Genomic DNA, 23,987 nt, shown 5'->3' on the forward strand with positions numbered 1-23,987 from the left:
GTGTAACTGCGAAGGTGAGTGACCAAAGCAACACCTCGCCATTGGCGGGGTGTTTTCGGTTATGTGACTGTATTTTAATTGCCTTTTGGCTGGATTGATCTAAAGCGCGCCGCGGGCGCGCAACGCAACCCTGCGCGTAGAAGTTCCAAAAATTTAGGGGCGAAATTCCACGGAAATCTTGGAACGTCTGCAAGGTTGGTGACGTTTGGTTGGCGTACTTCAAGCGAAGGAGAAAACGACATGACCGAACTGAAAACCAAAACCCGTATTCTGGCTGGTGTTACTGCTGCTGCATTGATGGCAGGCGCAGGGATCGCACAGGCCGACACTTCTGTCCCGCGCGGTGAAAGCAAGTCGGATACCGAGATCGAGACTGTTGGCGGTCAAGACACCACCAGCGGCGCGTCGCTTGACACCACCGAAGGCACAACAATTCCGCGTGGTGAATACAAGGTAGACAGCGGCGTGGAGACCGTGAATGACGAAATGCCTGCGGATGGCGATGTAAACATCAATGCAAGCTCTGATGCTTCCACCACCATCCCGCGCGGCGAATACGACAGCTCGGATGCTGCGGGTGAACCACTGCCTCCCCTGGATGAGATGACCGTCGCCGACGTGGTCGGGAAGAACGTGTTTTCCGCAACCGGTAAGGACGTAGGTGAAATCGACTATGTTATTGAACAGGATGGTAAAATCGCAGGTGTCATCGGTGTTGGCGGTTTTCTTGGCATGAACGAATACACTGTTGCCGTGCCGCTGTCCGATATGGATTTCACCCGCAATGGTCAGCTGAAGCTGAACAGCCGCACCGAAGCAGCGCTGCGCTCTATGCCTGAGATCGACGAAGATATGATCAAGCCTCTGCAGGATGATCGCCTGATCGGCAATAGCGTATGACAACGCTCTGATTTTTGATCTGGCATCTGATGAGGGTGCCAGCTGAAGAAAACGGCGCCCCTTTCGTGGGGGCGCCTTTTTGCCTTTGGTACCTCGTCATCAAGGGCGTGTTCTCAGAAATGAGAGGCGGGCACAGAAATTCCCAGTTGCCCCGCTCCGTTCTGTGGCTAAGCTGTTGGAATAAGAAATGATCAGGCGCTGCGCCTGGCGCTAACAAATGGTTCCGCTGAGTAACATGGGAGAGAGAGTTTTGGGAAAACGCGACGATCTGATCGAGCAATATGCGAATGATCTGAAAACCAAATGCGGCATGGATCCGGACATGGATCTGCTCACAAAGGTCACCATCGGCTGTGGTCCGGCTATTTACGATGCTGATGCGTCGACCGTGGCCTCCAGTCAGCCGGCGGAATTGGAAACCGTCAAAAACAACTTCCTGATCAAAAAACTGGGCCTGTCCGACGGGCCTGAGCTGATGTCCGCGATTGACAGCGTGATTGAAACCTACGGTAAATCAGAGCGGAACAAGTATCGTGCCGTCGTCTATTATATGCTGACCAAGCACTTCGGAAAAGAATCCGTCTACGGCTGATCAATTAGCCGAAATATCGACCGAAAAAGCCCGTCGGACGGATCCGGCGGGCTTTTTTGTCGTTGCCATCTCGCCTCTGAGACATTGGAGGCATGTCTATAATCCAGTGGGCCTCGCAGGCCGCTGCAACGCTAAGAGGACAGTCTCAGGTTGTATATGTGTCGCATTTTACCTGTATTACCTTTGCGGAATCACCGCTGACCGGACTATCGTCTGAAGACCGGTCAGGATGGCCAGGATCACAGATTTACGAACACGTGTGGTGGAATTGGAGCACGTGGGGTGAAAGGGAAGATCCTGGCATATGTTCGGATCTTCCCTTTTTTATTTGCGCGGTCTGTATCGTGACATCCGCTGCTGGATGCGTCGCAGCTTAGAATAGCGTCAGGACCAGACCGATGGCGCCACATGCAAGCGTCGCATAGCCGCCGTCGATCACCGACAAACGAAATGGTCGAACGGCGTAGAGGTTGTTGATCATGATCCACGGCGTAATGAAAAACAGTCCCACGCCCAGACCGCTGACCAGACCGCCGCCAACCGTATCGATACCCGAGAGAGCGAAGACATGGCGCATCATACCAGCCACGACGATTTGTAGACCAAACGTCGCGGCGAACACCGCTGGTGTCTGCCCGCCTGCAGGTTTGCCGTTCTCATCACGCGGTACTTTCGCCGCTTGCATCCACGGTTCAGCAAGCAGGCCATACCAGACTGCGCCTAGAACAAAGCCAGCGATAGCCGCGGCGACAACATTCAGAATTTCCATTAATCTCTCCCTGAAACCAGCATCAGTGAGAGAATTTTGTCAGATCAATCCGGATCTGTCTTCCCCAACGCGCAGATATGGGCCCATTCCGCTGCAGTGACAGGCTGTACTGACAGCCGGGAGTTCTTCACGAGAACCATATCCTCAAGACGCGGGTCACCCTTGATCTGATCGAGAGTGACCGGCACAGAAAAGCTGCGCACCGCTTTGATATCAACGCATTCCCAGCGGGGATCGTCTGTGGTGCTGTCTGGATGAATCTCAGCGCAGATTTCAACGATCCCGACCACGGATTTTTCCTTCATCGAATGATAGAAGAATCCACGATCTCCGATCTTCATTTCGCGCATGAAATTGCGCGCCTGATAGTTGCGCACGCCGTCCCATTCCTCACCCGTCTCGCCCTTGGCTTGCTGGTCAGCCCAGCTCCAGGTGGAGGGTTCGGATTTGAACAGCCAATATGCCATCAGCCGACGACTTTCTTCCAAGTGATCAGCTCAACCGCTTCAAACAGGCCAGCCTTGGCGTAGGGGTCGTTGTCGGCCCAGTTCTGACCGGCGGCCATATCTTCGACATCAAGGATGATCAATGAGCCAACCATGCCGCCATCCTGGTCCAGCAGGGGACCGGCCTGCGCCACAACACCGGTTTCCTCAATATACGTGAGATGCGCCGCCCGGTTGTCCATCCGGGTCTGCAAATGATCGGGTTTATCGCGCGCGATCAGGGCAATCAGCATGTCATTCCTCTTTCAATGGTCTTGCAAGCAGTTGAGCGGTGGCGTCGGCAATCGTCAAGCGTTGATCGAGCAGGGCCACAACAATGGCGGTGATGGGCATGTCCAGATTTTGCGACTGAGCTTCGGCGTGAACGGCACGCGCGGTAGCAGCGCCTTCAACCGTGATATTGGGGTCAAACGTCTCGTTTCGTCCAATAGCCAGCCCAAGACGATAGTTTCGCGACAGCTCCGAGCTGCAGGTCAAAGTGAGGTCACCAAATCCGGAGAGACCTGCCAGCGTATCGGCCTGCGCACCAGCTGCCAGTGCCATGCGCTGCATTTCGGCATAGCCGCGGGTCATCAGCGCGGCACGGGCGCTGTCGCCAAGTCCAGCGCCAATGACAGCACCGCAGGCAATCGCCATCACGTTCTTCAGCGCGCCGCCAATTTCGGCGCCGCTTGTGTCCGTAGTACGGTAAAGCCGAAGGTTCTTCGTGGTCAGCTGCTGCTGCAATTGCGCCCCCGTTTCCGGGTCACGGCAAGCCAATGTCAGCGCCGTCGGCAGGCCTTTTGCGATATCGGCGGCGAAACTGGGGCCGGTCAACAAGGCGGTCCGGGCCGTCGGAAGGCAGGCGTGGAGAACCACCAACGGACCCTGACCGGTTTTGAGTTCAATCCCCTTGCAGCAGGCCACAAGAGCGCGGTTGCGCAGCAGATCAGCATGGGTGCTGACAAAACTCCGTAGGGTCTGCATCGGCACGGCGAGCAAGATGGTATCAGCCTGCGTAGCGCGCTCCAGATCACTGGTCACCGTCAGTGTTTCCGGCAGATCGGCGCCGGGCAGGCGCCGGGTGTTGCGCCGGGTCGCCTGCATATCGCGCGCCTGAGCGGCATCTCGTGCCCATAGGGTAACCGGACCATTGCCTGCGAGAGAAATTGCCAGCGCCGTGCCAAATGCGCCGGATCCAAGCACCGAAACACTCATGCTTTGGCGCCTTTCTTGCCGCTGCCCAACATGGCGGGGCTGCTCTGATCCAGTGGCCAGCGTGGCCGGGCGGTCAAGTCCATGCCGTCCTGCGCGCCATTGCGGAACCGTTCAAGCCCGGCGTAGGCGATCATCGCCGCATTGTCCGTGCAAAGCGCCAGAGGCGGGGCGAGGAACTGTGCGTCAACCTCAGAACAAACAGTCTCTAATATGGACCGAATAGCGGTATTCGCTGCAACGCCACCCGCGACGGCAACGGTGCGGGCCGCCGGGGCTTCTTCAAGATAGTGCCGGATTGCGCGACGTGTCTTTTCCGCCAGGACGTCAGCAACAGCTGCCTGGAAACCGGCACAGAGATCGGCGCGGTCCTGACGTGTCAAACCGCCCTTCTCAGCCATCACCTGATCCCGCATGCGCATCAGTGCGGTTTTCAGGCCGGAGAATGAGAGGTTGCAATCTGGACGGTCCAATAGCGGACGGGGAAAGCGGAAACGGCGGGGATCCCCGCTTTCGGCTTCCTTCTGCACCGACGGGCCGCCGGGTTGCGGCAGGCCGAGCAGGCGAGCGGTCTTGTCAAAGGCTTCGCCGGGCGCATCGTCGATTGTTCCGCCCAGCCGTTTGAAATCATCGGGCCCCCGCACGATCAGGTACTGACAATGCCCGCCTGATACCAGCAGCATCAGATAGGGATAGGGCACCGCATCCGTCAGTCGGGGTGTCAGCGCATGGCCGGCCAGATGGTTGACGCCAACCAGCGGTAGCCCGGTCGCGGCCGCCAGCCCCTTGGCGCACATCACACCAGAAATCACGCCGCCAATCAGTCCCGGACCTGCCGTGACGGCGATGGCATCCATATCCCGCAGGTGCAGATCGGCCGCGGCCAGCGCATCGCGGACGCAGTGGTCGAGCTTTTCGGCGTGGGCGCGGGCTGCGATTTCTGGCACCACACCGCCAAAGGCGCTGTGGAGTTCGGTCTGGCCAAACACGACGGAGGAGAGCACCTCTGCCGGGCCTTGCCCGGACTGGCGCACCACGGCAGCCGCCGTATCGTCGCAGCTGCTTTCCAATCCCAGAAGGGTGAGGCTTTGTTCCATGGCGTTACCGTTGCATCCTGTCCGTGCCGGGGCTACCACCTATGACAGTGGCGAACAATCCCGAGGGGCGTGTGATGGTCGGCCTATTGATGACGCGCCCCCGTGTGGTGGCAGAGCGATTTGTCGAAGATCTGCCCGCCTCGACCAGAGAGACTGTGCAGGTGATCTACGCGCCGTTGATCAGGACAACGGCGCTGAACCCGCCATCTGATCCCTCCGCACGGGGGCTTTCTTCAGGAGATGTGATCTTCTCATCCGCGAATGGGGTGCGCTATGCATCTGCGCCGTTTGCGGGGCAGGGCGCCTATTGCGTCGGGCAACGCACAACGCAGGCCGCAGCGGCGAAAGGGTGGCGCGCGATTTGCTGTGGTCAGGATGCTGACGCGTTGGTGCAGACCTTATCCGAGGTTCCACCTGCAGGTCCGCTGATCCATTTGCGCGGCGTCCATAGCCGCGGCGACATAGCCGAGCGGCTTCGCCTGGCGAGGGTCAATTGCCGGGAACAGGTGATTTATGATCAGGTTTTGCTTCCTTATGAAGACGAGGCGCGGATTGCGATGGATGCGCAAGCGTCGCTGATCGTGCCGCTTTTTTCACCGCGGACCGCTCAGCAATTTGTCAAATTGGCGCCATATTGCGCAGACCTGCATCTGATTGCATTCAGCAAGGCGGTTGCAGAGCCTCTGAAAGGCTTGAAATGCAAGGGCTTACAGATATGTAAGTCTCCAACCGCGGCAGCAATGTGTACACTGGTGCGTGATGCCGCAGCTGGTCTGGCGCGGGTTGAGGGTGGGCCATCGGCACAGTAAGTTTATTGCTGAGTTGCTGTTAAGAGATTTTGAGAATCGAGGGGGACGTCGGCGTGGCTGACAAGAAAACAACCGATGAGACGCAGGCAGAAGAGAGCCAGACGTCTGTCTCCAAACCGGACATCGACGACACAACCGCTGGTGATGCGGTCTCTGACAGCCTGAGTGTTGAAGATGATGAGACATCCGATATGGCTGCTGTGGCGGACTTGAACGACCCGGACAACACGGATCCCGCGGCTGCACAAGAGGACGCAGTCTTCAATGAGTCGGATGACGATCCGGCGCAAGGGGGCGCTGATCTCGATCCCATCGAGACAGCTGAGGGCATGAATGCTGAAAATGCGTCGGAGGACCAAACAGTTGATAATCCGCCTGTTGCTGCGGCATCGGTCCATGAGGTCGAACGTGTCGTCGAAAAACGAGGTGGGTTTGGAGCCGCTCTCCTAGGGGGGGTCGTTGCTGCGGGGCTGGGCTTTGTAGCGGGCCAGTCAAATGTGCTGAATGATTTTATGCCGCCCTCTTGGCGCAGTTCAGCGCCCGTCGATGCAGCCGCGCTTGAGCAGTTGAAGCAAAGCTTCAGCGCTCAGATTGCGGAGCTGGAGGAGCGGGTTGCCGCTGACGATGTCCCGGATATCGCGCCGCTCACGCAGCAGATAGATGCGTTGGCAGAGGAGGTTGCCTCCCTGCGGTCCAGTGAGATGGCGACTGGATCTGATGAATTGGCGGGGGTGATTGAGACATTGGCGGTCCGTGTGGATGCTCTGGAGAGCCGCCCCATCACGGATGCTGCCAGCCCGGCCGCTGTTGCGGCATTCGAAGCCGAGCTGAGCAAGCTTCAGGACAGCCTCGCTGAACAGCGCGCCGAAGTGGAAAAGATGGTTGAGGAGGCGCGGGCGATGGATGCAGCCAGCGCCGAAGCCGCCCGTATTGCAAGCGCCCAGACAATCGTCGCCCGGCTGCGGTCGTCGATTGATGCGGGCACCAGCTTTGGCGGATTGATCGAAGAGTTGCAGGCCGTTGGTGTAACCGCGCCGGAGGCGTTGACCGGGTCCGCAGAGGCGGGCGTCAGCACGCGTGCAAGTCTGCGTGATGGGTTTGCCCCGGCTGCGCGTGAGGCTCTGGCTTCGGCCCGTCAGGAAACCAAGGGAACAGGCGGCATCGCGGCCTATGTGCGGCGTCAGCTGGGCGCACGTTCGGTCGCCCCACGTGACGGAGATGATCCCGATGCGGTGCTGTCGCGCGCCGAAGCCGCTGTGCAGAGCGGCGATCTGCAAGGGGCCCTGACCGAGTTGCAGTCTCTGCCGGAAACCGCCCGTGCACCGTTGGCCGATTGGGAGGCCGCTGCGCGCGCCCGTCTGGCCGCTGTTGCTGCCGTGAATGATCTGGCCCAAAGCCTGAACGCCAAATAAGGAAGCTGCCATGCTCTGGTCGTTGTTGAAGATCCTCGTATTTGTCGCCATCGTGGCGGTGCTGGCCTTTGGTGCTGCTTTGCTGACGGAGACGGCGGGGGGCGTGCAGATCACTGTCGCCGGCACTGAATACACCCTGAGTGCGCTGCAGTCGGTAATCGCGCTAGCCATTCTGGTATTTGCAGTCTGGGTCCTGTTCAAACTGTTGTCATTGTTGCTGGCGACGCTGCGCTTTCTCAATGGAGATGAGACCGCGATTTCGCGCTATTTTGACAAGGGCCGCGAGCGGAAGGGCTATCAGGCGCTCTCTGACGGTCTGATGGCGTTGGCCTCCGGTGAGGGGCGTCTGGCCATGGCCAAGGCTGCGCGGGCGGAGAAATATCTGGAGAAGCCGGAACTGACGGATTTGTTGACTGCGCAGGCGGCGGAGCTGGCCGGGGACACAAAAAAGGCGGCCGAGGCTTACAAACGCTTGGTCAGCAACCAGTCGACCCGCTTTGTTGGTGTCCGAGGCATCATGAAGCAAAAGCTGTCTGAAGGGGATACCGACACCGCACGCCAACTGGCGGAGAAGGCGCTCAGTCTGCGGCCCAAGCACGAGGAGGTGCAGGATACCCTGCTGACGCTTCAGGCACGGGCACAGGATTGGGCCGGCGCCCGCAAGACGCTGACCACCAAGCTAAAGACTGGCACCCTGCCACGTGATGTCTACAAACGTCGCGATGCTGTGCTGGCGCTGTCGGCCTCCAAGGCGATCGTTGAAGAGGGCGCGACGGTCGATCAGCAGGAACAGGCGATTGAAGCCAACCGGCTTTCGCCGGATTTGGTTCCGGCGGCAGCCATGGCGGCGCGGGCTTATCTGGCTCGGGACAAGAAACGGTATGCAATCCGGGTGCTGAAGAAAGCCTGGGAGGCGCAGCCGCACCCGGATCTGGCCCATGCGTTTGCAGAGGTTGAGCCGACTGAAACCGCACAGGAGCGGGTGAAACGGTTTGCCCAGCTGTCACGTCTTGCGCCGCAACACGATGAGACCCGTTTGGTGATGGCCGAACTGCATATCGTGGCTGAGGATTTCCCAGAGGCGCGCCGCGCGCTGGGCGATCTGGTTGAACGCGAGCCGGACGCGCGTGCGTTGACCTTGATGGCGGCGATCGAAAAGGGCGAGGGCGCCAGCGATGCGGTGATCCAGGGTTGGCTGGCACGGGCGCTGAATGCGCCACGCGGGCCGCAGTGGGTCTGCGGAAACTGCAACCACATCCATGCAGAATGGGCGCCGGTCTGCGAAAACTGCGCCAGTTTTGATACCCTCAGCTGGCGCCGCCCGGAGGCACCGGAGGTTGTTGGTGCCACAGGGGCGCAGGTTCTGCCATTGATCACCGGCACGCCAGAGGGCGCAGCTGGCCCGGATGCCTCCGATATTCCAGAGGTGGAGCTGTTGGAGGGCGGCGATACAGCTGTACCCGACATGGATGAAACTGTGACCCAGACCCCTGATACGGGTGACGGGGATTCCAAAACCCAAAGCGCAAAATAGATCTTTTCCAAGCGGTGCGCCGATGCTAAAGCGCGCCGCACCGATTTTTGCAGGCCAAACCTGCACCGGTCGCCGCTGTAGCTCAGATGGTAGAGCACGTCATTCGTAATGATGGGGTCGGGGGTTCGAGTCCCTTCAGCGGCACCAGTTTTCTTCTCAAGACGGACCTTTGTTCACCTGCTCCGCGTCCGCGATGACGTACCGTCAGAGTGGACAGTTCTCGCAAAAGCGGTGCTGATCTGCTGGCAGCCTGGGAGAGCTGTTGACGCAGGATGTGCGGGGAGGTCGTGATGGAGGCGGACTATGTGATCGTTGGCGGTGGCTCAGCGGGGTCGACGCTGGCGTCCCGACTGAGTGAAGATCCCGATGTGACGGTTTGCCTGCTGGAGGCCGGCGGGCGCGGTGACGGTCTGTTGGTCCGGGCCCCGGCCGCAGTTGTCGCTATGCTGCCGGGTCGCCCAAAGATCAACAACTGGGCCTATGAGACGGTGCCGCAGCCGGGCCTGAACGGGCGGCGGGGCTATCAGCCACGTGGCAAGGGGTTGGGTGGATCCAGCGCGATCAACGCCATGCTCTATATTCGTGGCCATTCCAAAGACTATGATGAATGGGCGGCCTTGGGGTGTGAGGGGTGGGACTGGAAATCGGTGCTGCCCTATTTCCGCAAGTCTGAGAACAACGAACGTGGTGATGATGCGTTGCACGGCGCGGCTGGTCCGCTTCAGGTCAGCAATCAGAAATCACCTCGCCCGATCACAGACGCCTTTGTGAAGGCGGGGCAGTCCCTGCAAATCCGGCACCGTGAGGATTTCAACTCCGGCGATAACGAGGGCATCGGCCACTATCAGGTGACGCAGTTTCACCGGGATGATCGCAATGGCGAGCGGTGCTCGGCTGCGACGGCCTACCTACATCCGGTCATGGAACGCCCAAATTTGACGGTGATCACCCGTGCGCAAGCGTCCTCTGTTGCGTTCGAGGGCAAGCGGGCAGTTGGGGTGCACTATAGTCAGGGTGGTCGCGCGCATATGGTGCGCGCCCGCCGCGAAGTGATCCTGAGCGGTGGGGCGTTCAATTCACCCCAGCTGCTGCAACTGTCTGGTGTTGGCCGTCCCGAAGACATACGCCCGCATGGGATCGATATGGTGCACGAACTGCCGGGAGTTGGTCAGAATCTGCAGGACCACCTCGATTTCACGCTGGCTTATAAGTCCCGGGATCGGGACAATTTTGGTATCTCCTTGCCTGGCAGTGTTTCGCTGCTGCGCCATATCTGGAACTGGCGCAAGACCGGGCGCGGTATGATTGCCACGCCCTTTGCCGAAGGGGCAGCGTTTCTGAAAACCGACCCCAATGAGGAGCGGGCTGATATACAGCTGCATTTCGTCATCTCAATTGTCGATGATCACGCGCGCAAACTGCATATGGGGCATGGGTTCAGCTGTCATATCTGTGTGCTGAGGCCGAAGTCTCGCGGCTCTGTTAGCCTCAACAGTGCTGATCCCAAGGCCGCCCCTCGAATTGATCCGCAGTTCCTTGCCGATCCAGAGGATCTGGCCGTGCTGATCAAGGGCGTGCGCAAGACGCGGCAGATCATGGCGGCAGAGCCACTGGCGGGCTATGTACACAAGGAATTGTTCATAGACGACGAGCCGGATGACGCTGCCTTGGAGCAGCACATTCGTGCACGGGCGGATACAATTTATCACCCGGTTGGCACCTGTAAGATGGGAACCGATCCGCTGTCGGTGGTTGATCCTTCGCTTCGGGTCCACGGGCTACAGGGATTACGGGTGGTTGATGCGTCGATCATGCCGCGGCTGATTGGCGGGAATACCAACGCCCCCACCATTATGATCGCGGAAAAAGCCGCAGATATTATACGCGGCGCTTCGGCCCGCGGCTGACATTTCAATTTCGGAGAAGACGACGATGCTTGGCAAGATGATGCACAAACAGCTGACCATAGGCTCGCTGATAGAACACGCGGGGCGTTTCCACAGTTCAACGACGGTCACTTCGGTTGAGACGTCGGGTGAAACCGAGCATGTGACCTGGGGTGATATTGATGCCAATGCCCGCAAACTCGCGGCGGCTCTGGGGCGCCTCGGTATCGCCCAAGGCGCCCGTTGCGGTACCATCGCCTGGAACAACCGCCGCCACCTTGAGATTTACTTCGGAGTGTCAGGCGGTGGGTATGTCTGCCATACGATTAACCCGCGCCTGAAGCCGGAGCAGCTGATTTACATCATCAACCATGCCGAGGATCAGGTGCTGTTTATTGACACCACCTTTGTTCCGGCCGTGGCGCAGTTGCGCGCGCAGTTCACCACGGTGCAACATATCGTGGTGATGGGATCGAAAGATGCCGATATCGCAGCGCAGATCGAAGGCGTGCTGTTCTACGATGATCTGCTGGATGTGGAGACCGCGGATTATGACTGGCCCGATCTGGATGAAAATCTGCCCTCTAGCCTGTGCTACACCTCAGGCACCACCGGTAACCCCAAGGGCGTCGAATACACCCACCGGACCAGCGTGCTGCACACGATTGGCGGAAATCAGCCCGATGGTCTGGCCCTGCGCGCGCGGGATACGGTGCTTGCGGTGGTGCCAATGTTTCACGTGAATGCCTGGGGTACGCCGTATATGACCGCAGCTGTTGGGGCGAAGCTGGTGCTGCCGGGTCCACATCTTGATGGGGTGAGCCTGGCCAAGTTGATTGATGCGGAAAAGGTGACTGTGGCGTTGGGCGTCCCGACCATCTGGATGGGCTTGCTGCAGGGGCTGGAGGAAACCGGCTGCACCGCCGAGAGCCTTGAACGTACGATTGTGGGCGGCTCTGCCCTGCCGACGGTCATGATCCCGACCTTCCGCGACAAATATGGCGTCGAGCTGGTGCATGCTTGGGGGATGACGGAAACCAGCCCTATTGGAACGCTGAACCAGCTGTTGCAGAAGCACAATGAGCTGGATGCCGAAGCCCAAGCTAAACTGCGCGAAGGGCAGGGGCGACCAATGTATGGCATCGATCTTCGTATCGTTGACGATAGCGGTGCTGTCTTGCCGCATGATGGCGAGACGCAAGGCAACCTGCAGATCTGCGGACATTGGGTGATCGACAGCTATTTCCGCGCTGGAGAAACTGCACTGACGGATGATGGATGGTTTGATACCGGCGACGTCGCCACAATTGATGGTGATGGCTATATGATCATTCGCGACCGCTCCAAGGATATCATCAAGTCCGGGGGCGAATGGATTTCCACTGTGGAGCTGGAAGATATCGCCATGTCGCATCCCAATATCGCTCAGGCGGCGGCGATTGCGGCGAAACATCCCAAATGGGACGAACGCCCTGTTGTGATCGCCGTGAAACGGTCTGCCGATGTCACTGAGGCTGATCTGTTGGCATATTATCAGGGCAAGGTCGCCAGCTGGCAGATTCCCGACCGTGTGGTTTTTGTTGAATCCTTGCCATTGGGCGGCACCGGCAAGGTTCAGAAGAATACACTCCGGGAGAGATACGAAGGCATCCTGCTGGACTCCTGATATCCTGAACCGCCATCGAGTATTTCTCCCGGTGGCGGTGCCTGTCCCTAATTATCGGGCGCATGTATTGCAGGTTATGAACCCGCTGAGGCCCGCCGGACAGCATAACTGCCGGCAAATTTATCTGTTAAGGGCCGCTTAAGACCCCACCTGATATCCCAGTAGTGGGTGAAAATAGGTGGTGGATTATGAGCGCACAAGGAAATGTGGCGCCCATTATCATCAAGAAGAAAAAGTCAGGTGGTGGCGATGGCCATCACGGTGGAGCCTGGAAGGTCGCCTATGCGGACTTCGTGACGGCTATGATGGCGTTCTTCATGTTGATGTGGCTGCTCAACGCAACGACTGAAAAGCAGAGAAAAGGGCTGGCGGATTACTTCTCGCCATCCATTCCGCTGAGCCGGGTTTCGGGTGGCGGCAACGGGGCCTTCAACGGGGACAGTATGTTCACCGAAGAAATCAAACCCCAGAACGGAACCGGTGCGTCGGATATCAGCCCGGCAGATGCACAGCAGGCCAAGGGCGATTCCGGCGTCGAACAAGACAAGGACCGCGAGGCCGCAGACGAACAGTTCCGCGCTCTGGAGGAACAGCTGAAAGGGCGTGGTGGCGAAAGCATGGTCTCAATCGAGATGGCTCAGCACATCATCACGCGGGTCACGGATGAGGGTTTGGTTGTCGAACTCTTCGATACCGAGGAGTCACCGCTGTTCAAAGATGGAACCGCGGAGCCGACGCTGCTGTTCCGGGATATTGTGAAGATGGTGTCACGTGTCACAGGGGTTGTTGAAAACAACATCGCCATTGGCGGGCATATCAGATCTCATGCGGTTGTTGTGGCCAATAATCCGGTCTGGGAATTGTCCCACGCGCGGGCGGATGCCACTCGTGTGATGCTCGAATCAGGTGGAACCAAGTCCAAGCGGATGCACCGTGTGACCGGCCATGCAGATCGTAAACTGACGGATAACAACCCGATGTCAGCGCGAAACAACCGGGTAGAAATCATCCTTCTGCGGAAATAAGCGCGGGTACGTTGAAAAACGGGCGGCCAACAGATCAGACAATTTTATCTGTTAGCCGCCCGTTAATGGGCAATCGGCTAGCTGTTGCATCAAGAAAGATTCGATGCAGCAGAAAGGCGTATCCATGACGATTTCTTCCTCGCTTAATGCCGGCGTTGCCGGGCTTACCGCGAATGCCAGCCGACTGGCCTCCATTTCCGACAATATCGCAAACTCCTCGACCGCCGGCTATAAGCGGGTTCAGACGGATTTCCATTCGATGGTCATGAGCTCCTCTGGCGGCACCTATTCGGCCGGCGGTGTGCGGACGACCAATGTGCGTCTGATCGACGAGCGGGGACCGCTGGTGTCAACCAGCAACGCAACCGATCTTGCGGTGCGGGGCCGCGGCATGCTGCCCGTCACCTCCATGAACGAGGTTGAGACGGGCGCCGCCAACCCGCAGATGATGCTGACAACCACGGCGTCGTTCAGAACCAATGCCGATGGCCTGCTTGCAACCGAGTCCGGACTGGTCCTGATGGGCTGGCCTGCGCAATCTGATGGCACAATCCCACCCTATGCGCGTGATACATCTGACGCGCTGGAGCCGGTGCGGTTCAATGTGAACAAACTTTCCGGAGAGCCGACAACCGAGATGTCGCTGGGTGTGAACCTGCCCGCGACAGCGACGGAATCTACGTCGGCAGGCACCAGTGAGAACCTTTCGATCGAGTATTACGACAATCTGGGTAAATCCGAGAGCCTGCAGATCGAATTCGTGCCCACCGTTCCGGCAACGGGCGAGTCGAACGAATGGACCATGATCATCACAGACACCGCGACCGGTGCGACCCCAATTGGGGAATACACATTGACCTTCGATGACAACCGGACCTCCGGCGGCGCCTTGAATGCAGTTACCGATACGACCGGTGGTGCCTATGATCCAGCGACGGGCTCCATCATTGTGACCGTCGCAGGCGGCCCGATGGAGATCAATATCGGTATGTTAGGTGATGACAACGGGTTGACCCAATTGTCCGACACCTTTGCCCCCGCCTCGATCTCCAAGGATGGGGCTCCGGTCGGCAACTTCACCGGTGTTGAGATTGATGAGGCCGGCTATGTGCATGCCAACTATGACACGGGTGTCAGCCGCGTGGTTTATCAGGTTCCACTGGTTGATCTGCCGAACCCGAATGGCATGATCGCCATGGACCGACAGACCTACATGCCGTCCAGTGAAAGTGGCTCCTACTTCCTGTGGAATGCTGGTGAAGGTCCGACAGGCGACATCCTCGGGTATGCCCGCGAGGAATCCGCAACAGATGTGGCAGGTGAGCTGACCAATATGATTCAGACCCAGCGAGCCTATTCGTCTAACGCAAAAGTCATTCAGACCGTGGATGAGATGTTGCAGGAAACCACCAACATCAAGCGCTGATAGGCGTCCGCCCTTCTGATTTACATTCGCGCAAAGGTTGGATGACCCATGTCCATTACAAGTGCTCTCAATTCCGCAATGACCGGGCTGACGGCGGCTGGCCGCTCGACGTCGGTTGTCTCCGAAAACCTGTCGAATGTCCTGACACCGGGCTATTCGCGCCGGAGCCTCGCGCTTACCAGTGCCGGGGATGGGTTCAGCGGGGTCAAGGTTGGTCACGTGCAGCGGATCAACGATCCGGCCCTGCAATCCAGCGTGCGATCTGCCAATTCGGAGGTTGGCGTTGCCGAGGTGAAATCCGCTTTTTTTGGTCGCATGACCGAATTGGTTGGCAGCGCCGACGACCCCTATTCAATCACGCAGCGGCTAACGGATTTTGATTCCGGCCTGATCGAGGTGATTTCACGACCCGATTCCGGACCGCGGCTGAATGATCTCGCGATTCAGGCAGAAGAGTTGGTACGGTCGATTGCGGATGCGGCAGAGGGGCTGCGCAATCAACGTACAGCCGCCGACAGAGCAATTGACGTGCAGGTCGACACGGTCAATCAGTCATTGGAAAAACTTCAAAAACTGAATGCAAAAATTGCGGTCAGCCAATCAACAGGGTCCGATTCAGCGTCGTTGCTGGATCAACGAGACCTGCTGATTGACGAGGTGAATAAGATCATTCCGGTCAAGGTCGTCAACCGCGACAGGGGTCAGGTTGCACTGTTCTCCGAAGGGGGCGCTGTGCTGCTGGACGGCCAGGCAGCTGAGCTGAGTTTCGATGGTAAGGCCGATACACTGCCTTATATGACGCTGGGCAACGGTTTGCTTTCCGGGTTGCAGATCAATGGTATTGATGTTGCGACAGGGCCTGGTGGACCTATCCGTGGTGGAACACTTGCAGCCCAGTTCGAGGTGCGCGATGTCCTGACCGTTGAGGCGCAGGAAGATCTGGACGCCATGGCAAAGGATCTTATCGAACGTTTTCAAGATCCTGCACTGGATCCCACCTTGGCGGCAACGGATCCGGGTATCTTCACCGATCAGGGAGCATTTTTTGATCCGGTCAATACTGTCGGTATCGCCAACCGGATTGAGCTGAATGACAAAATCGCCATGCAGGGGCAGGCCGAAACCTGGCGGCTGCGCGATGGTCTGAATGCAGCTTCGCCCGGCAATGCAGGGGATGCGACACTGTTGCGTGGATATGCAGATGCATTGGACGCCAAGCGCACCGTTTCCTCTGTTGGCCTGGGGACGGCAAATCTGGATGCCAGCACGCTGAGTGCGAACCTGTTGTCCCGGTTTGCGCAGAGTGAAAACTCTGCAGAACAGAACGTCGCTTTTGCAGCGGCAACCTATACCGAAATGTACCAGCGCGAGTTGGCGCAGGGCGTCGATAGTGATGCCGAACTGCAGAACCTTATCGTGATTGAAAAAGTCTATCAGGCCAACGCCAGGATGATCTCCGTGGTCGATGAGCTGATGGAAACGCTTCTGAGGATTTAACGCATGATTATGAATTCCTATGGGGACATGGCTCAACACCTGTTCCTGCGCAATCGCTCGGTTGGTCTGAAGAACGATATCTCGACCCTGACTCAGGAGTTGAGCACTGGAAAAACCTCGCAGTTGACGCAGAAACTGGGGGGGGATTTAACATATCTTTCCGATGTCGAGCGTAATTTGGATCGTCTCAAATCCTTTCAGGTTGCAAACACCGAGGCGGCTCTGTTTGCGTCGTCAATGCAGAATAATATCGAGTTGATCTCTGATAATGTGGTTGAGCTCACCGGCGATATTTTTGCTGTAACCACGTCCCCGAATGACGAAACATCGCAGCAATTGTCGAACCAGGCAGAAGTGTATCTTACCGAAGCTATCCGTTCTTTGAATGGCGAAGCCGCAGGTCGCAGCCTGTTTTCTGGCAAAGATACCGAAGCCCAGCCTCTCGCCGATATCAACACATTGATGTCCTCACTGGTGACGGAGGTTACCCCTTTCACCACTGCGCCTGATATCGTGCAGGCCGTCAAAGATTGGTTCGCCGATCCGCTGGGATTTGATACGGTGATGTATCAGGGCTCATCGGACCTGATGGATCCGGTGAAAATCGGCCCGACTGAAGAGGTCACCGTCTCTCTGAAGGCCAATGACGATGCATTTAAGCAGACACTGCAGAGTCTTGCCATTGCAACTTTGGTCAATGATCCAGGACTTAGCCTCACCTCAGATGTGAAGTTCGAGATGTTGCGTAGCACTGGCGTTGAGCTGCGCGAAAGCCAAGTCCAGTTGATCCAGATGCAGTCGGATCTGGGTTTTGTGGAGGGCCGCATTGAAGAGACCGCGACACGCAACGGCGCCGCCCAGACCAGCCTCAGCTTGGTCTTCAACCAGCTTGTTCAGGCCGACCCCTACGAAACCTCCACTCGTCTGGATGAGGCGCAGTTCCAATTAGAAAGCCTGTTCACTGTCACGGCTCGAACATCGCAGCTGTCGCTGATGAGGTTCCTGTCATGATGCGGTTCATCCGGGTTCTTCTTGCTGTACTGCTGCTGCCGGCGATGGCCCAGGCCAATGCGATCAGACTGAAAGATCTGGTTGAGTTCGACGGCGTACGCGGCAACGATCTGGTTGGTTACGGTCTGGTCGTAGGGTTGAACGGGACAGGCGATGGTCTGCGGAACTCTCCCTTCACCGAAGAGATCATGTCGAATATTCTGGAACGGCTGGGCGTGAATGTGACCGGCGAACAGTTTCGGCCCAAAAACGTTGCTGCGGTATTTGTCACCGCAACCTTGCCGCCGTTTGCCCGTGTAGGCGGCACTGTTGATGTGACAGTCTCCGCGATCGGCGATTCAAAGAGTCTGCTGGGCGGGACACTGGTCATGACGCCCTTGAATGCCGCAGATGGTCAGATCTATGCGGTCGCCCAAGGTACCATTCTAGCAGGTGGAGCCGTCGCGGAGGGGGAAGGCGCGTCTGTCACACAGGGGGTTCCGACTGCTGGTGTCATCCCTTCGGGTGCGCGGGTTGAGCGTGAGATCGACTTCGATCTGTCCTCGCTCTCGTCCATGCGTCTTGCGTTGCGAGAGCCTGATTTCACCACTGCTGGCCGCATCGAACGTGCGATCAACGCGGAATTTGGGCGTAATGTGGCTCTGATGCGCGACTCTGGAACGGTTGAGATTGACGTGCAGCGCACGAACACCCGCTCCACCGCTCATGCTGTCGGGCGGATCGAAAATATTCTGGTTGAACCTCAGCGCAAGGCGCGTGTGGTTGTCGATCAACGCTCCGGTACCATTGTGATGGGCAGCGATGTGCGAATCTCGCGGGTTGCCGTCGCACAGGGAAATCTGACTCTGCGGATCGAAGAAACACCGCTGGTTGTTCAGCCGAATCCATTTGCCGATGGCGAAACAGTGATTGTTCCACGCACTGGCGCTGCGATCGAAGAGGAAGAGGGTATTCAGCTGGCAGAGGTCCCGGAAACCACCTCACTGTCTGAAGTGGTGGCGGGTCTCAATGCGCTAGGGGTGTCGCCGCGGGACATGATTGATATCCTCAAGAGTCTGAAAGCGGCCGGTGCGCTGCACGCCGAATTCGTGGTGAGATAGCGCGCCCATACAGAGCTGCACGCAGGCGGACGAGCCCCTAGAACCTCTACGTTCCGGGGGCTTTTGCGTTGGCAATAGGCCGCCATGTATATCCATTGCTTCGCTACATCTGACCCGGCCGGCTTCATGACACTGTGGATGAGCCGAATGTCGACCCAGCGCATATCGAGAGTGCCTTGACCCTCTTACCAGGCTAGGTTCGTCCGTGTGCTGGATGTGAAAGTCATACTACCCGAAAGGTGTTCTAAGGATCATATGGCTCCTTAGGATAGTGTGATCTGTCCTCCGACGCAGCGCTGTTACGTGTGAGGTTGAGTAGCTTTTGGTCGAGAACCTGTCGAGATCAGGTTTGTCGCGCCAATGCAAAACGCCCCGGCCACTGTTATGACCGGGGCGTTTTGCAGGGCAGTTCCTGTAAAGGTTTAGATTGTCAGGGAAAGTAACTGCGGACCAAGGCGCTTGCGATGAGGCTCCACCCGTCAGCGACAACAAAGAACGCAAGTTTGAAGGGCATAGATACAACAGCTGGCGGAACCATCATCATCCCCATCGACATCAGCACGGCCGCGACCACCAGATCGATGACCAGAAACGGCAGGAAGACCAAAAAGCCGACTTGAAAGGCTCGGGCAATTTCCGACAGCATAAAGCTCGACACCAGGGTCGATAAAGGGGCGTCAGCGGTAGGGTCTATTCCCGCAGTGGCGGGTCGCAGATCCGCAATCGCATAGAAGGTATCGGGATCAAGACGCGCAGCCATGAACACCCGAAACGGCTGCAATGCGCGCTCAAGCCCGGTTTCTACATCCAGTTGCTCCTCAATCAGCGGATTGATTCCGGTTGTCCAGGCTTCGGTGAAAACCGGCTCCATTACGAAATAGGTGAGGAACAGCGCGAGGCTGATCATCAACATGTTCGGTGGTGCCTGTTGCAAACCGATGGCCTGTCGAAGAATTGACAATACGGTGACAAGAAACGGGAAGCATGTGATCATAATCAACAGCCCCGGGGCGAGGCTGAGGACGGTGATCAGCAGGATCAACTGAATCGATCGGGCCGATATCGACTGGCCATCGCCCAAGGATAGGTTGAGATCCTGCGCGCTCACAGTATCTGGCAGACCGATGGCCAGCATGGCCGCCAGAACGGCGGCAAAAAAAGCGGTGCGTGTCATCCCAGGCCGCTTTGCAAATCCGCGATTTCGGTCAGTCGTACTGCCAATTGACCAGCCTGCTCGCCTTCCATTTCTTCCAGTTGGCCTCTGGCGACAAGGCGATCCCCGACATAAAGGTCGACGGGATCCTCCACGCGTTTGTCGAGTGTCAAAATCGCGTTTTCACCGAGGTTTACAAGATCGCGGATCAATGGCCGCGCCTTACCAACCGAGACGACCACCTCGACCGGTACTGACACAAACGGATTGCCTGAATCGCCAGATTTCCGGTTCATTTCAGCAGGATTATCCATATTTGCTGTCCTCTGTTATGTGAAAGGAGAAGGCCTCAATCGACTCCTGAATGGAGTCGATCAGGGCAGAACTGTTGATTTCCCGCTCGATGCCGCCGACCTTGAGATAGGCCTGACCGGGAGACAGCACGACGTCCTCGCGGACCTGCACCGGCACAGTGAAACTTTTGGTCAATAGCGCTCGCACGGTTGCACCTTCGCCGGGGGAGACAACAATATTGATCGCCTGATCGGCCTGACTCTTGGCCATGTCCGTAAGCTGATCGACGATATGATGGCCGAAACTGGCAGCCATGGCATCTGGCAGAACTGCGCTGGTCAGAACCTTGAACATTGGATCCAGCGATTCAAGCAGTTGTGTCTGCGCCTCATGGAAGGTGAAGCTGAGATCTTCGAGCGAGTTGGCCAGTTCCGAAGAGACATGGGTGCTCTCCTTGTCCTTGGCCGTCACCGCATCGTCCCAACCAGCGCTGTAGCCCTTTTCGTAGGATTCCAGCCGCGTTTCTTCCATCATTTCTTCACTGACTTCGGCAATCGGCACCGCCGGCGTGTCCATGGCAAAATCTTCAAGAAGATGGGCAATTGTCATCAGGCTCTCTCCTCATTTTCTTCCAGCCAGCCGCGCAGGATCTGCACCGTCTCTTCCTGGCGTTCACCAATCATTGAGCGGAGACGGTCAACGGGGTTGTCGCCGCCGCCAAGGGCTGGCAGGCCACCCATATCCCCCATTCCGCCCATGCCCATACCGGTACCCATGCCCATGCCGCCCATGGGTTCGAACTGTCCGGTTTCGTTGTTCTCGATCTCGCCATCAAGGGCGAGGTCTGCACCAAGGTTGGGGTTGGCCATGAAGCCACCTCCGCCGCCAAGTGCGGGCAGTTCATCCATGGCATCACCTGTTGGCGCGCCAAGTGCCGGGACGCTGGCCTGATTCGACAGAATGGGACGAATAACAAAGAGGCCGAGGATCAGAGTGACAAGTGCAAGGGCAGCCATCTGGATCAGCGACATCGCATCCAGATAGATATTGTCGAAGATCGAGGCACTGACGACGGTGCCTTGTGGCTCTACCGTAGGCATTTCCATAGATTTCAGTGTGATGACGTCTCCACGTTCCTCACTGAACCCGACCGCCGCAGAGATCAGCTCACGCAGGGCGCCGAGCTCCTCTTCGGCACGCGGCTCCATCACCGTCTCACCTGTTGCGGTGGTGGTCGGCACACCATTCACCAAGACCGCAACGGTCAGACGTTTGATCGCGCCGGGCCCACGCAAGATCTCTTTCTCAGTCTCGGAAATTTCATAGTTGACCCGTTCGCGCGTGGCATTGGTACTGGCTTTTGAGCCATCTCCAGAGGCGGCGTCGCCATCTGGGATGTTAGACGCAACCGTCACCTCACCTGATTGGTTCTGCGAAGAATCGGAGCGCTCTTCCACATCGGTGCTGATGGCCACACGGCTTTCGGGATCGATGCGTTTTTCGCGAATGGATTCGGTATCGGTCACGGTTTCGACGCTGACCTCGACCACAGCATTGCCGTGACCAACGCGCGCTTCGACCAACCGCATGACCCGTTCACGAATCGATTGCGAGCGATCATCGGTACCGGCACCAACTGCGGCGGCAGCCTCGGGCGAACCGATCAGCGCGCCATTGGCATCAATCACAGCGACATTTTCCACAGCGAGGCCAGTAACAGCAGAGGAAATCAGAAATCGGATCGCATTGGCCTGCGCGGGTGTGATGGGGGATCCCATCGGCACAACCGACACAGAGGCCGTCGGCTCAGCTGTACGCTGAAACGGATTTGAGCCAGTATTTGCGATATGGACCCGAGCCTGTGTGACATGGGGGCTAGCGACGATGGTACGGGCCAGTTCCCCTTCTTTTGCACGCCAGTAGGCGGCGTCAAACATTTGCGATGTTGTGCCAAACCCGCTGAGCGAATCGAGTAGCTCATAGCCGCGCCCGCCGTTGGCTGGCAGACCTTCGCTGGCCAATGTCATGCGAAGTTCATCGCGCGCCGAAGCTGGAACATAAATGGATCCACCGCGGACTTCATATTCGGTACCGCGCTGTTCGAGCGCGCGCACCACATCCCCAGCCGAGCCGCTTTCCAGCCCGGCATATAATAATTGCATCGTGGGCGTATTCGCCACACGGGACATCGCCAGGACGCTGAGAATCACGATCACCGTGGCCCCCACGGCAATCAGGCGCTTTCGCGTGTCCAAACCTGCCCAGACATTCTTGATCTGCTGCACATTAACCTCCGTAGCACCGGCATTCTGTCCGATGTGCAACCCTTTTGCCGGATTGCCCTTAACATTCGGTTAGTGTCCGCGAGTTAAGAAGATGAGGCACGACGTATTAGGGATAGTCATGACAGACGCTGTAGTAGACACAGAACAGGACGCCCCGGCCAAGAAGAGCAAGCTGCCCCTTATTATTGGGGTTGTCCTTGCGCTTGTTGGCGCCGGTGGGGGATTCTTCGCTGTCCAGTCAGGCCTTCTTCCCTTTGGTCAGAGCGCAGCCCCAGAAGGGGTGGATGCGACCGAAGTGGCGCCAGAAGGCGTGGACAATGGTGAGTCGGCGGAAGATATCGCCAATCTCGCTTTTATCGAAATGGAACCGATTGTGATCAGTTTGCGCAAGGCAAGTGGTCTAAAGCACCTTCGATTCCGCTCTCAGCTGGAGGTTGATCTCGCCCACCGGGCCGAGGTTGAGAAAATCCTCCCGCGGGTTGTCGATGTTCTCAACAGTTATCTCAGGGCACTGGAGCTGGAGGATCTGACCGATCCGATGGCCCTGCCCAAACTGCGCGCACAGATGCTGCGGCGGATCAATATTGCAGCTGGCCAGGGCCGGGTGCGGGATCTGCTGATTATGGACTTCGTATTGAACTAGGAGAACGGGATGGAACTGATTGCGGATATCCTGCTTGCGGCCGGGGCCATGGGGGCAGGCTTTTACTGCCTGGTGCTCTCGCGTCGGCTGAAGCGTTTTAATGATCTGGAAAAAGGTGTTGGCGGCGCTGTTGCAGTGCTTTCGGCGCAGGTCGATGATCTCAACAAGTCACTGCTGGCCGCGCGCCATGTATCGGATGGCTCCAGCAAGGCGCTGGACCAGCTGACCGGGCGCGCCGAATCGGTTGCGCAGCGGTTGGAGCTTATGATGGCCTCTATGCACGACATGCCGGAGGCACCAGCACCTGAGCCGAAACCTGAGACTGCTGCACCTGCGGCTGAAGAAAGCGATGCATTGGCTGCGGCATATGAGGCTGACGCGGAGCCTGAAGTGGCGGCGGAGCCAGAACCTGCGAAACCCGCAGGGCTGATGTTTGTCCGCCATAACCGGGCGCAGGGTCGGGTTGCATAATGGCCAATATAGCAAATACAAAAGCCACCCCTGCGAAGCCGAAAAAGGCGACGCGTATCAAGCGGACGCGCAGTGGTGCTCTCATGATGCTGGCCCTGCTGTTGATGGGATCGGCAATTGTGCGCCTCGGCCTGGAAGCTGGCCCAGCCATCGCGCGTGAAGTTGCAAATCTGCAGGACGAATCGACCCTGAAAGAAGAGCCGAAAGGCACGCTGAATGGTCAGTCGATGCCCTCTTCTGCCGAATTGCAGAATATGCTGGCAGCCTTTCAGGAACGTGAAGCGGCCCTATCCGCCCGTGAGGCCGAGATTGAAGACCGTATGAAAGCGCTTGAGATCGCAGATGATGCGATTGAGCAGAAACTGGTGGCTCTTGAGCAGGCCGAGGAAGAGCTGAAATCGACGCTTGCCCTTGCTGACGGCGCGACCGAAGCGGATCTGACGCGGCTGACATCGGTTTACGAACAGATGAAACCAAAAGAATCGTCTGCCCTTTTTGAGGAGATGGATCCTGCCTTTGCAGCGGGCTTCCTTGCGCGCATGCGCCCCGAGGCAGCAGCCGGCATCATGGCAGGGCTTAGCCCGCAGGCGGCCTATACAATCAGCGTGGTCCTGGCGGGTCGCAATGGGTCTGTTCCAAAGGAGTAAGCAGGCGCTGCTCCTCAGGCTTTTTTAACGTGAATCGCCTAAACTTGTAGAAACAAACGAAATTCGGAGT

24 protein-coding genes and 1 tRNA gene are annotated in these 23,987 nt (G+C 57.9%); 16 read left to right on the forward strand and 9 right to left on the reverse strand.

Features of this window, described 5'->3' with window-relative positions; all coding sequences use genetic code 11:
- The first annotated feature begins 240 nt into the window (after positions 1 to 240).
- A complete protein-coding gene (locus GAL_RS17665; RefSeq protein WP_024098918.1) occupies positions 241 to 900 on the forward strand; it encodes a PRC-barrel domain-containing protein in 660 nt (219 codons plus the stop codon).
- Between the two features lie 250 nt (positions 901 to 1,150).
- Positions 1,151 to 1,492, forward strand: coding sequence for a DUF2853 family protein (locus tag GAL_RS17670; protein WP_024098919.1), 342 nt, complete (start codon positions 1,151 to 1,153; stop codon positions 1,490 to 1,492).
- Between the two features lie 373 nt (positions 1,493 to 1,865).
- Here the strand turns inward: GAL_RS17670 and GAL_RS17675 are convergent, their stop codons facing one another.
- From GAL_RS17675 to tsaD, 5 genes are read right to left on the reverse strand one after another with little or no spacing between them, the layout of a single operon-like run.
- Complete coding sequence (locus GAL_RS17675; protein WP_024098920.1) at positions 1,866 to 2,261, reverse strand: DUF1761 domain-containing protein; 396 nt, start codon at positions 2,259 to 2,261, stop codon at positions 1,866 to 1,868.
- A 44-nt stretch (positions 2,262 to 2,305) separates the two neighbouring features.
- Positions 2,306 to 2,728, reverse strand: coding sequence for an EVE domain-containing protein (locus GAL_RS17680; protein WP_024098921.1), 423 nt, complete (start codon positions 2,726 to 2,728; stop codon positions 2,306 to 2,308).
- Entirely contained in the window at positions 2,728 to 3,000 is a 273-nt protein-coding gene (locus GAL_RS17685) for a YciI family protein (RefSeq protein ID WP_024098922.1), read from the reverse strand. The genes GAL_RS17680 and GAL_RS17685 overlap by 1 nt, the downstream gene beginning before the upstream one ends.
- Before the next feature lies 1 nt (position 3,001).
- Complete coding sequence (locus tag GAL_RS17690) at positions 3,002 to 3,964, reverse strand: NAD(P)H-dependent glycerol-3-phosphate dehydrogenase (protein ID WP_024098923.1); 963 nt, start codon at positions 3,962 to 3,964, stop codon at positions 3,002 to 3,004.
- Positions 3,961 to 5,058 (reverse strand): tRNA (adenosine(37)-N6)-threonylcarbamoyltransferase complex transferase subunit TsaD, encoded by a 1,098-nt coding sequence (tsaD, locus tag GAL_RS17695; protein WP_024098924.1) that lies wholly within the window; start codon positions 5,056 to 5,058, stop codon positions 3,961 to 3,963. Before tsaD ends, GAL_RS17690 begins: the two co-directional genes overlap by 4 nt.
- 41 nt (positions 5,059 to 5,099) lie before the next feature.
- On the opposite strand from tsaD, the gene GAL_RS17700 reads away from it, so the two are divergent.
- From GAL_RS17700 to GAL_RS17750, 11 genes are all read left to right on the forward strand, one after another.
- On the forward strand, positions 5,100 to 5,867 hold the full coding sequence (locus GAL_RS17700) for a uroporphyrinogen-III synthase (protein WP_040104302.1): 768 nt from the start codon (positions 5,100 to 5,102) through the stop codon (positions 5,865 to 5,867).
- A gap of 53 nt (positions 5,868 to 5,920) precedes the next feature.
- The gene (locus GAL_RS17705; RefSeq protein WP_024098926.1) at positions 5,921 to 7,279 is read left to right on the forward strand and encodes a COG4223 family protein; all 1,359 of its coding nucleotides are present in this window, start codon (positions 5,921 to 5,923) and stop codon (positions 7,277 to 7,279) included.
- A gap of 10 nt (positions 7,280 to 7,289) precedes the next feature.
- Positions 7,290 to 8,813, forward strand: coding sequence for a heme biosynthesis protein HemY (locus GAL_RS17710; RefSeq protein WP_024098927.1), 1,524 nt, complete (start codon positions 7,290 to 7,292; stop codon positions 8,811 to 8,813).
- Between the two features lie 71 nt (positions 8,814 to 8,884).
- A tRNA-Thr gene (locus tag GAL_RS17715) sits at positions 8,885 to 8,960 on the forward strand.
- A 143-nt stretch (positions 8,961 to 9,103) separates the two neighbouring features.
- Positions 9,104 to 10,720, forward strand: a complete 1,617-nt coding sequence (locus tag GAL_RS17720) for a GMC family oxidoreductase (RefSeq protein ID WP_024098928.1) — start codon at positions 9,104 to 9,106, stop codon at positions 10,718 to 10,720.
- A 25-nt stretch (positions 10,721 to 10,745) separates the two neighbouring features.
- Positions 10,746 to 12,365: a long-chain-fatty-acid--CoA ligase gene (locus GAL_RS17725; RefSeq protein ID WP_024098929.1), complete on the forward strand. Its 1,620-nt coding sequence runs from the start codon at positions 10,746 to 10,748 to the stop codon at positions 12,363 to 12,365.
- Positions 12,366 to 12,553: 188 nt separating this feature from the next.
- Positions 12,554 to 13,390, forward strand: coding sequence for a flagellar motor protein MotB (locus GAL_RS17730; protein ID WP_024098930.1), 837 nt, complete (start codon positions 12,554 to 12,556; stop codon positions 13,388 to 13,390).
- Positions 13,391 to 13,493: 103 nt separating this feature from the next.
- Positions 13,494 to 14,816 carry a flagellar hook protein FlgE gene (locus GAL_RS17735; protein WP_081731437.1) on the forward strand — a complete coding sequence of 441 codons (1,323 nt, stop codon included), beginning with the start codon at positions 13,494 to 13,496 and terminating at the stop codon, positions 14,814 to 14,816.
- Between the two features lie 48 nt (positions 14,817 to 14,864).
- Positions 14,865 to 16,313, forward strand: a complete 1,449-nt coding sequence (flgK, locus tag GAL_RS17740) for a flagellar hook-associated protein FlgK (protein WP_024098932.1) — start codon at positions 14,865 to 14,867, stop codon at positions 16,311 to 16,313.
- 3 nt (positions 16,314 to 16,316) lie between these two features.
- Positions 16,317 to 17,324, forward strand: a complete 1,008-nt coding sequence (locus GAL_RS17745) for a flagellin (protein ID WP_024098933.1) — start codon at positions 16,317 to 16,319, stop codon at positions 17,322 to 17,324.
- Positions 17,321 to 18,424, forward strand: coding sequence for a flagellar basal body P-ring protein FlgI (locus tag GAL_RS17750; RefSeq protein ID WP_024098934.1), 1,104 nt, complete (start codon positions 17,321 to 17,323; stop codon positions 18,422 to 18,424). Before GAL_RS17745 ends, GAL_RS17750 begins: the two co-directional genes overlap by 4 nt.
- Before the next feature lie 430 nt (positions 18,425 to 18,854).
- Here the strand turns inward: GAL_RS17750 and fliP are convergent, their stop codons facing one another.
- Genes fliP through fliF form a run of 4 tightly spaced genes read right to left on the reverse strand, consistent with a single transcriptional unit; the run spans position 18,855 to position 22,156 of the window.
- Positions 18,855 to 19,598 (reverse strand): flagellar type III secretion system pore protein FliP, encoded by a 744-nt coding sequence (fliP, locus tag GAL_RS17755; protein WP_024098935.1) that lies wholly within the window; start codon positions 19,596 to 19,598, stop codon positions 18,855 to 18,857.
- Positions 19,595 to 19,891, reverse strand: coding sequence for a FliM/FliN family flagellar motor switch protein (locus tag GAL_RS17760; protein ID WP_024098936.1), 297 nt, complete (start codon positions 19,889 to 19,891; stop codon positions 19,595 to 19,597). The genes fliP and GAL_RS17760 overlap by 4 nt, the downstream gene beginning before the upstream one ends.
- A complete protein-coding gene (locus tag GAL_RS17765) occupies positions 19,884 to 20,480 on the reverse strand; it encodes a FliH/SctL family protein (protein WP_024098937.1) in 597 nt (198 codons plus the stop codon). The genes GAL_RS17760 and GAL_RS17765 overlap by 8 nt, the downstream gene beginning before the upstream one ends.
- Positions 20,480 to 22,156, reverse strand: a complete 1,677-nt coding sequence (gene fliF, locus GAL_RS17770) for a flagellar basal-body MS-ring/collar protein FliF (RefSeq protein ID WP_024098938.1) — start codon at positions 22,154 to 22,156, stop codon at positions 20,480 to 20,482. The genes GAL_RS17765 and fliF overlap by 1 nt, the downstream gene beginning before the upstream one ends.
- 118 nt (positions 22,157 to 22,274) lie before the next feature.
- Between fliF and GAL_RS17775 the strand changes: the two genes are divergently transcribed.
- The 3 genes from GAL_RS17775 to GAL_RS17785 are packed head-to-tail and all read left to right on the forward strand — an operon-like array spanning position 22,275 to position 23,917.
- On the forward strand, positions 22,275 to 22,799 hold the full coding sequence (locus tag GAL_RS17775) for a flagellar basal body-associated FliL family protein (protein ID WP_024098939.1): 525 nt from the start codon (positions 22,275 to 22,277) through the stop codon (positions 22,797 to 22,799).
- 9 nt (positions 22,800 to 22,808) lie between these two features.
- A complete protein-coding gene (locus tag GAL_RS17780) occupies positions 22,809 to 23,270 on the forward strand; it encodes a hypothetical protein (protein ID WP_024098940.1) in 462 nt (153 codons plus the stop codon).
- Complete coding sequence (locus GAL_RS17785; RefSeq protein ID WP_024098941.1) at positions 23,270 to 23,917, forward strand: MotE family protein; 648 nt, start codon at positions 23,270 to 23,272, stop codon at positions 23,915 to 23,917. Before GAL_RS17780 ends, GAL_RS17785 begins: the two co-directional genes overlap by 1 nt.
- The last annotated feature ends 70 nt before the right edge of the window (positions 23,918 to 23,987 follow it).

Origin of the sequence: Phaeobacter gallaeciensis DSM 26640 (assembly GCF_000511385.1) — a bacterium.
GTDB lineage: Bacteria > Pseudomonadota > Alphaproteobacteria > Rhodobacterales > Rhodobacteraceae > Phaeobacter > Phaeobacter gallaeciensis.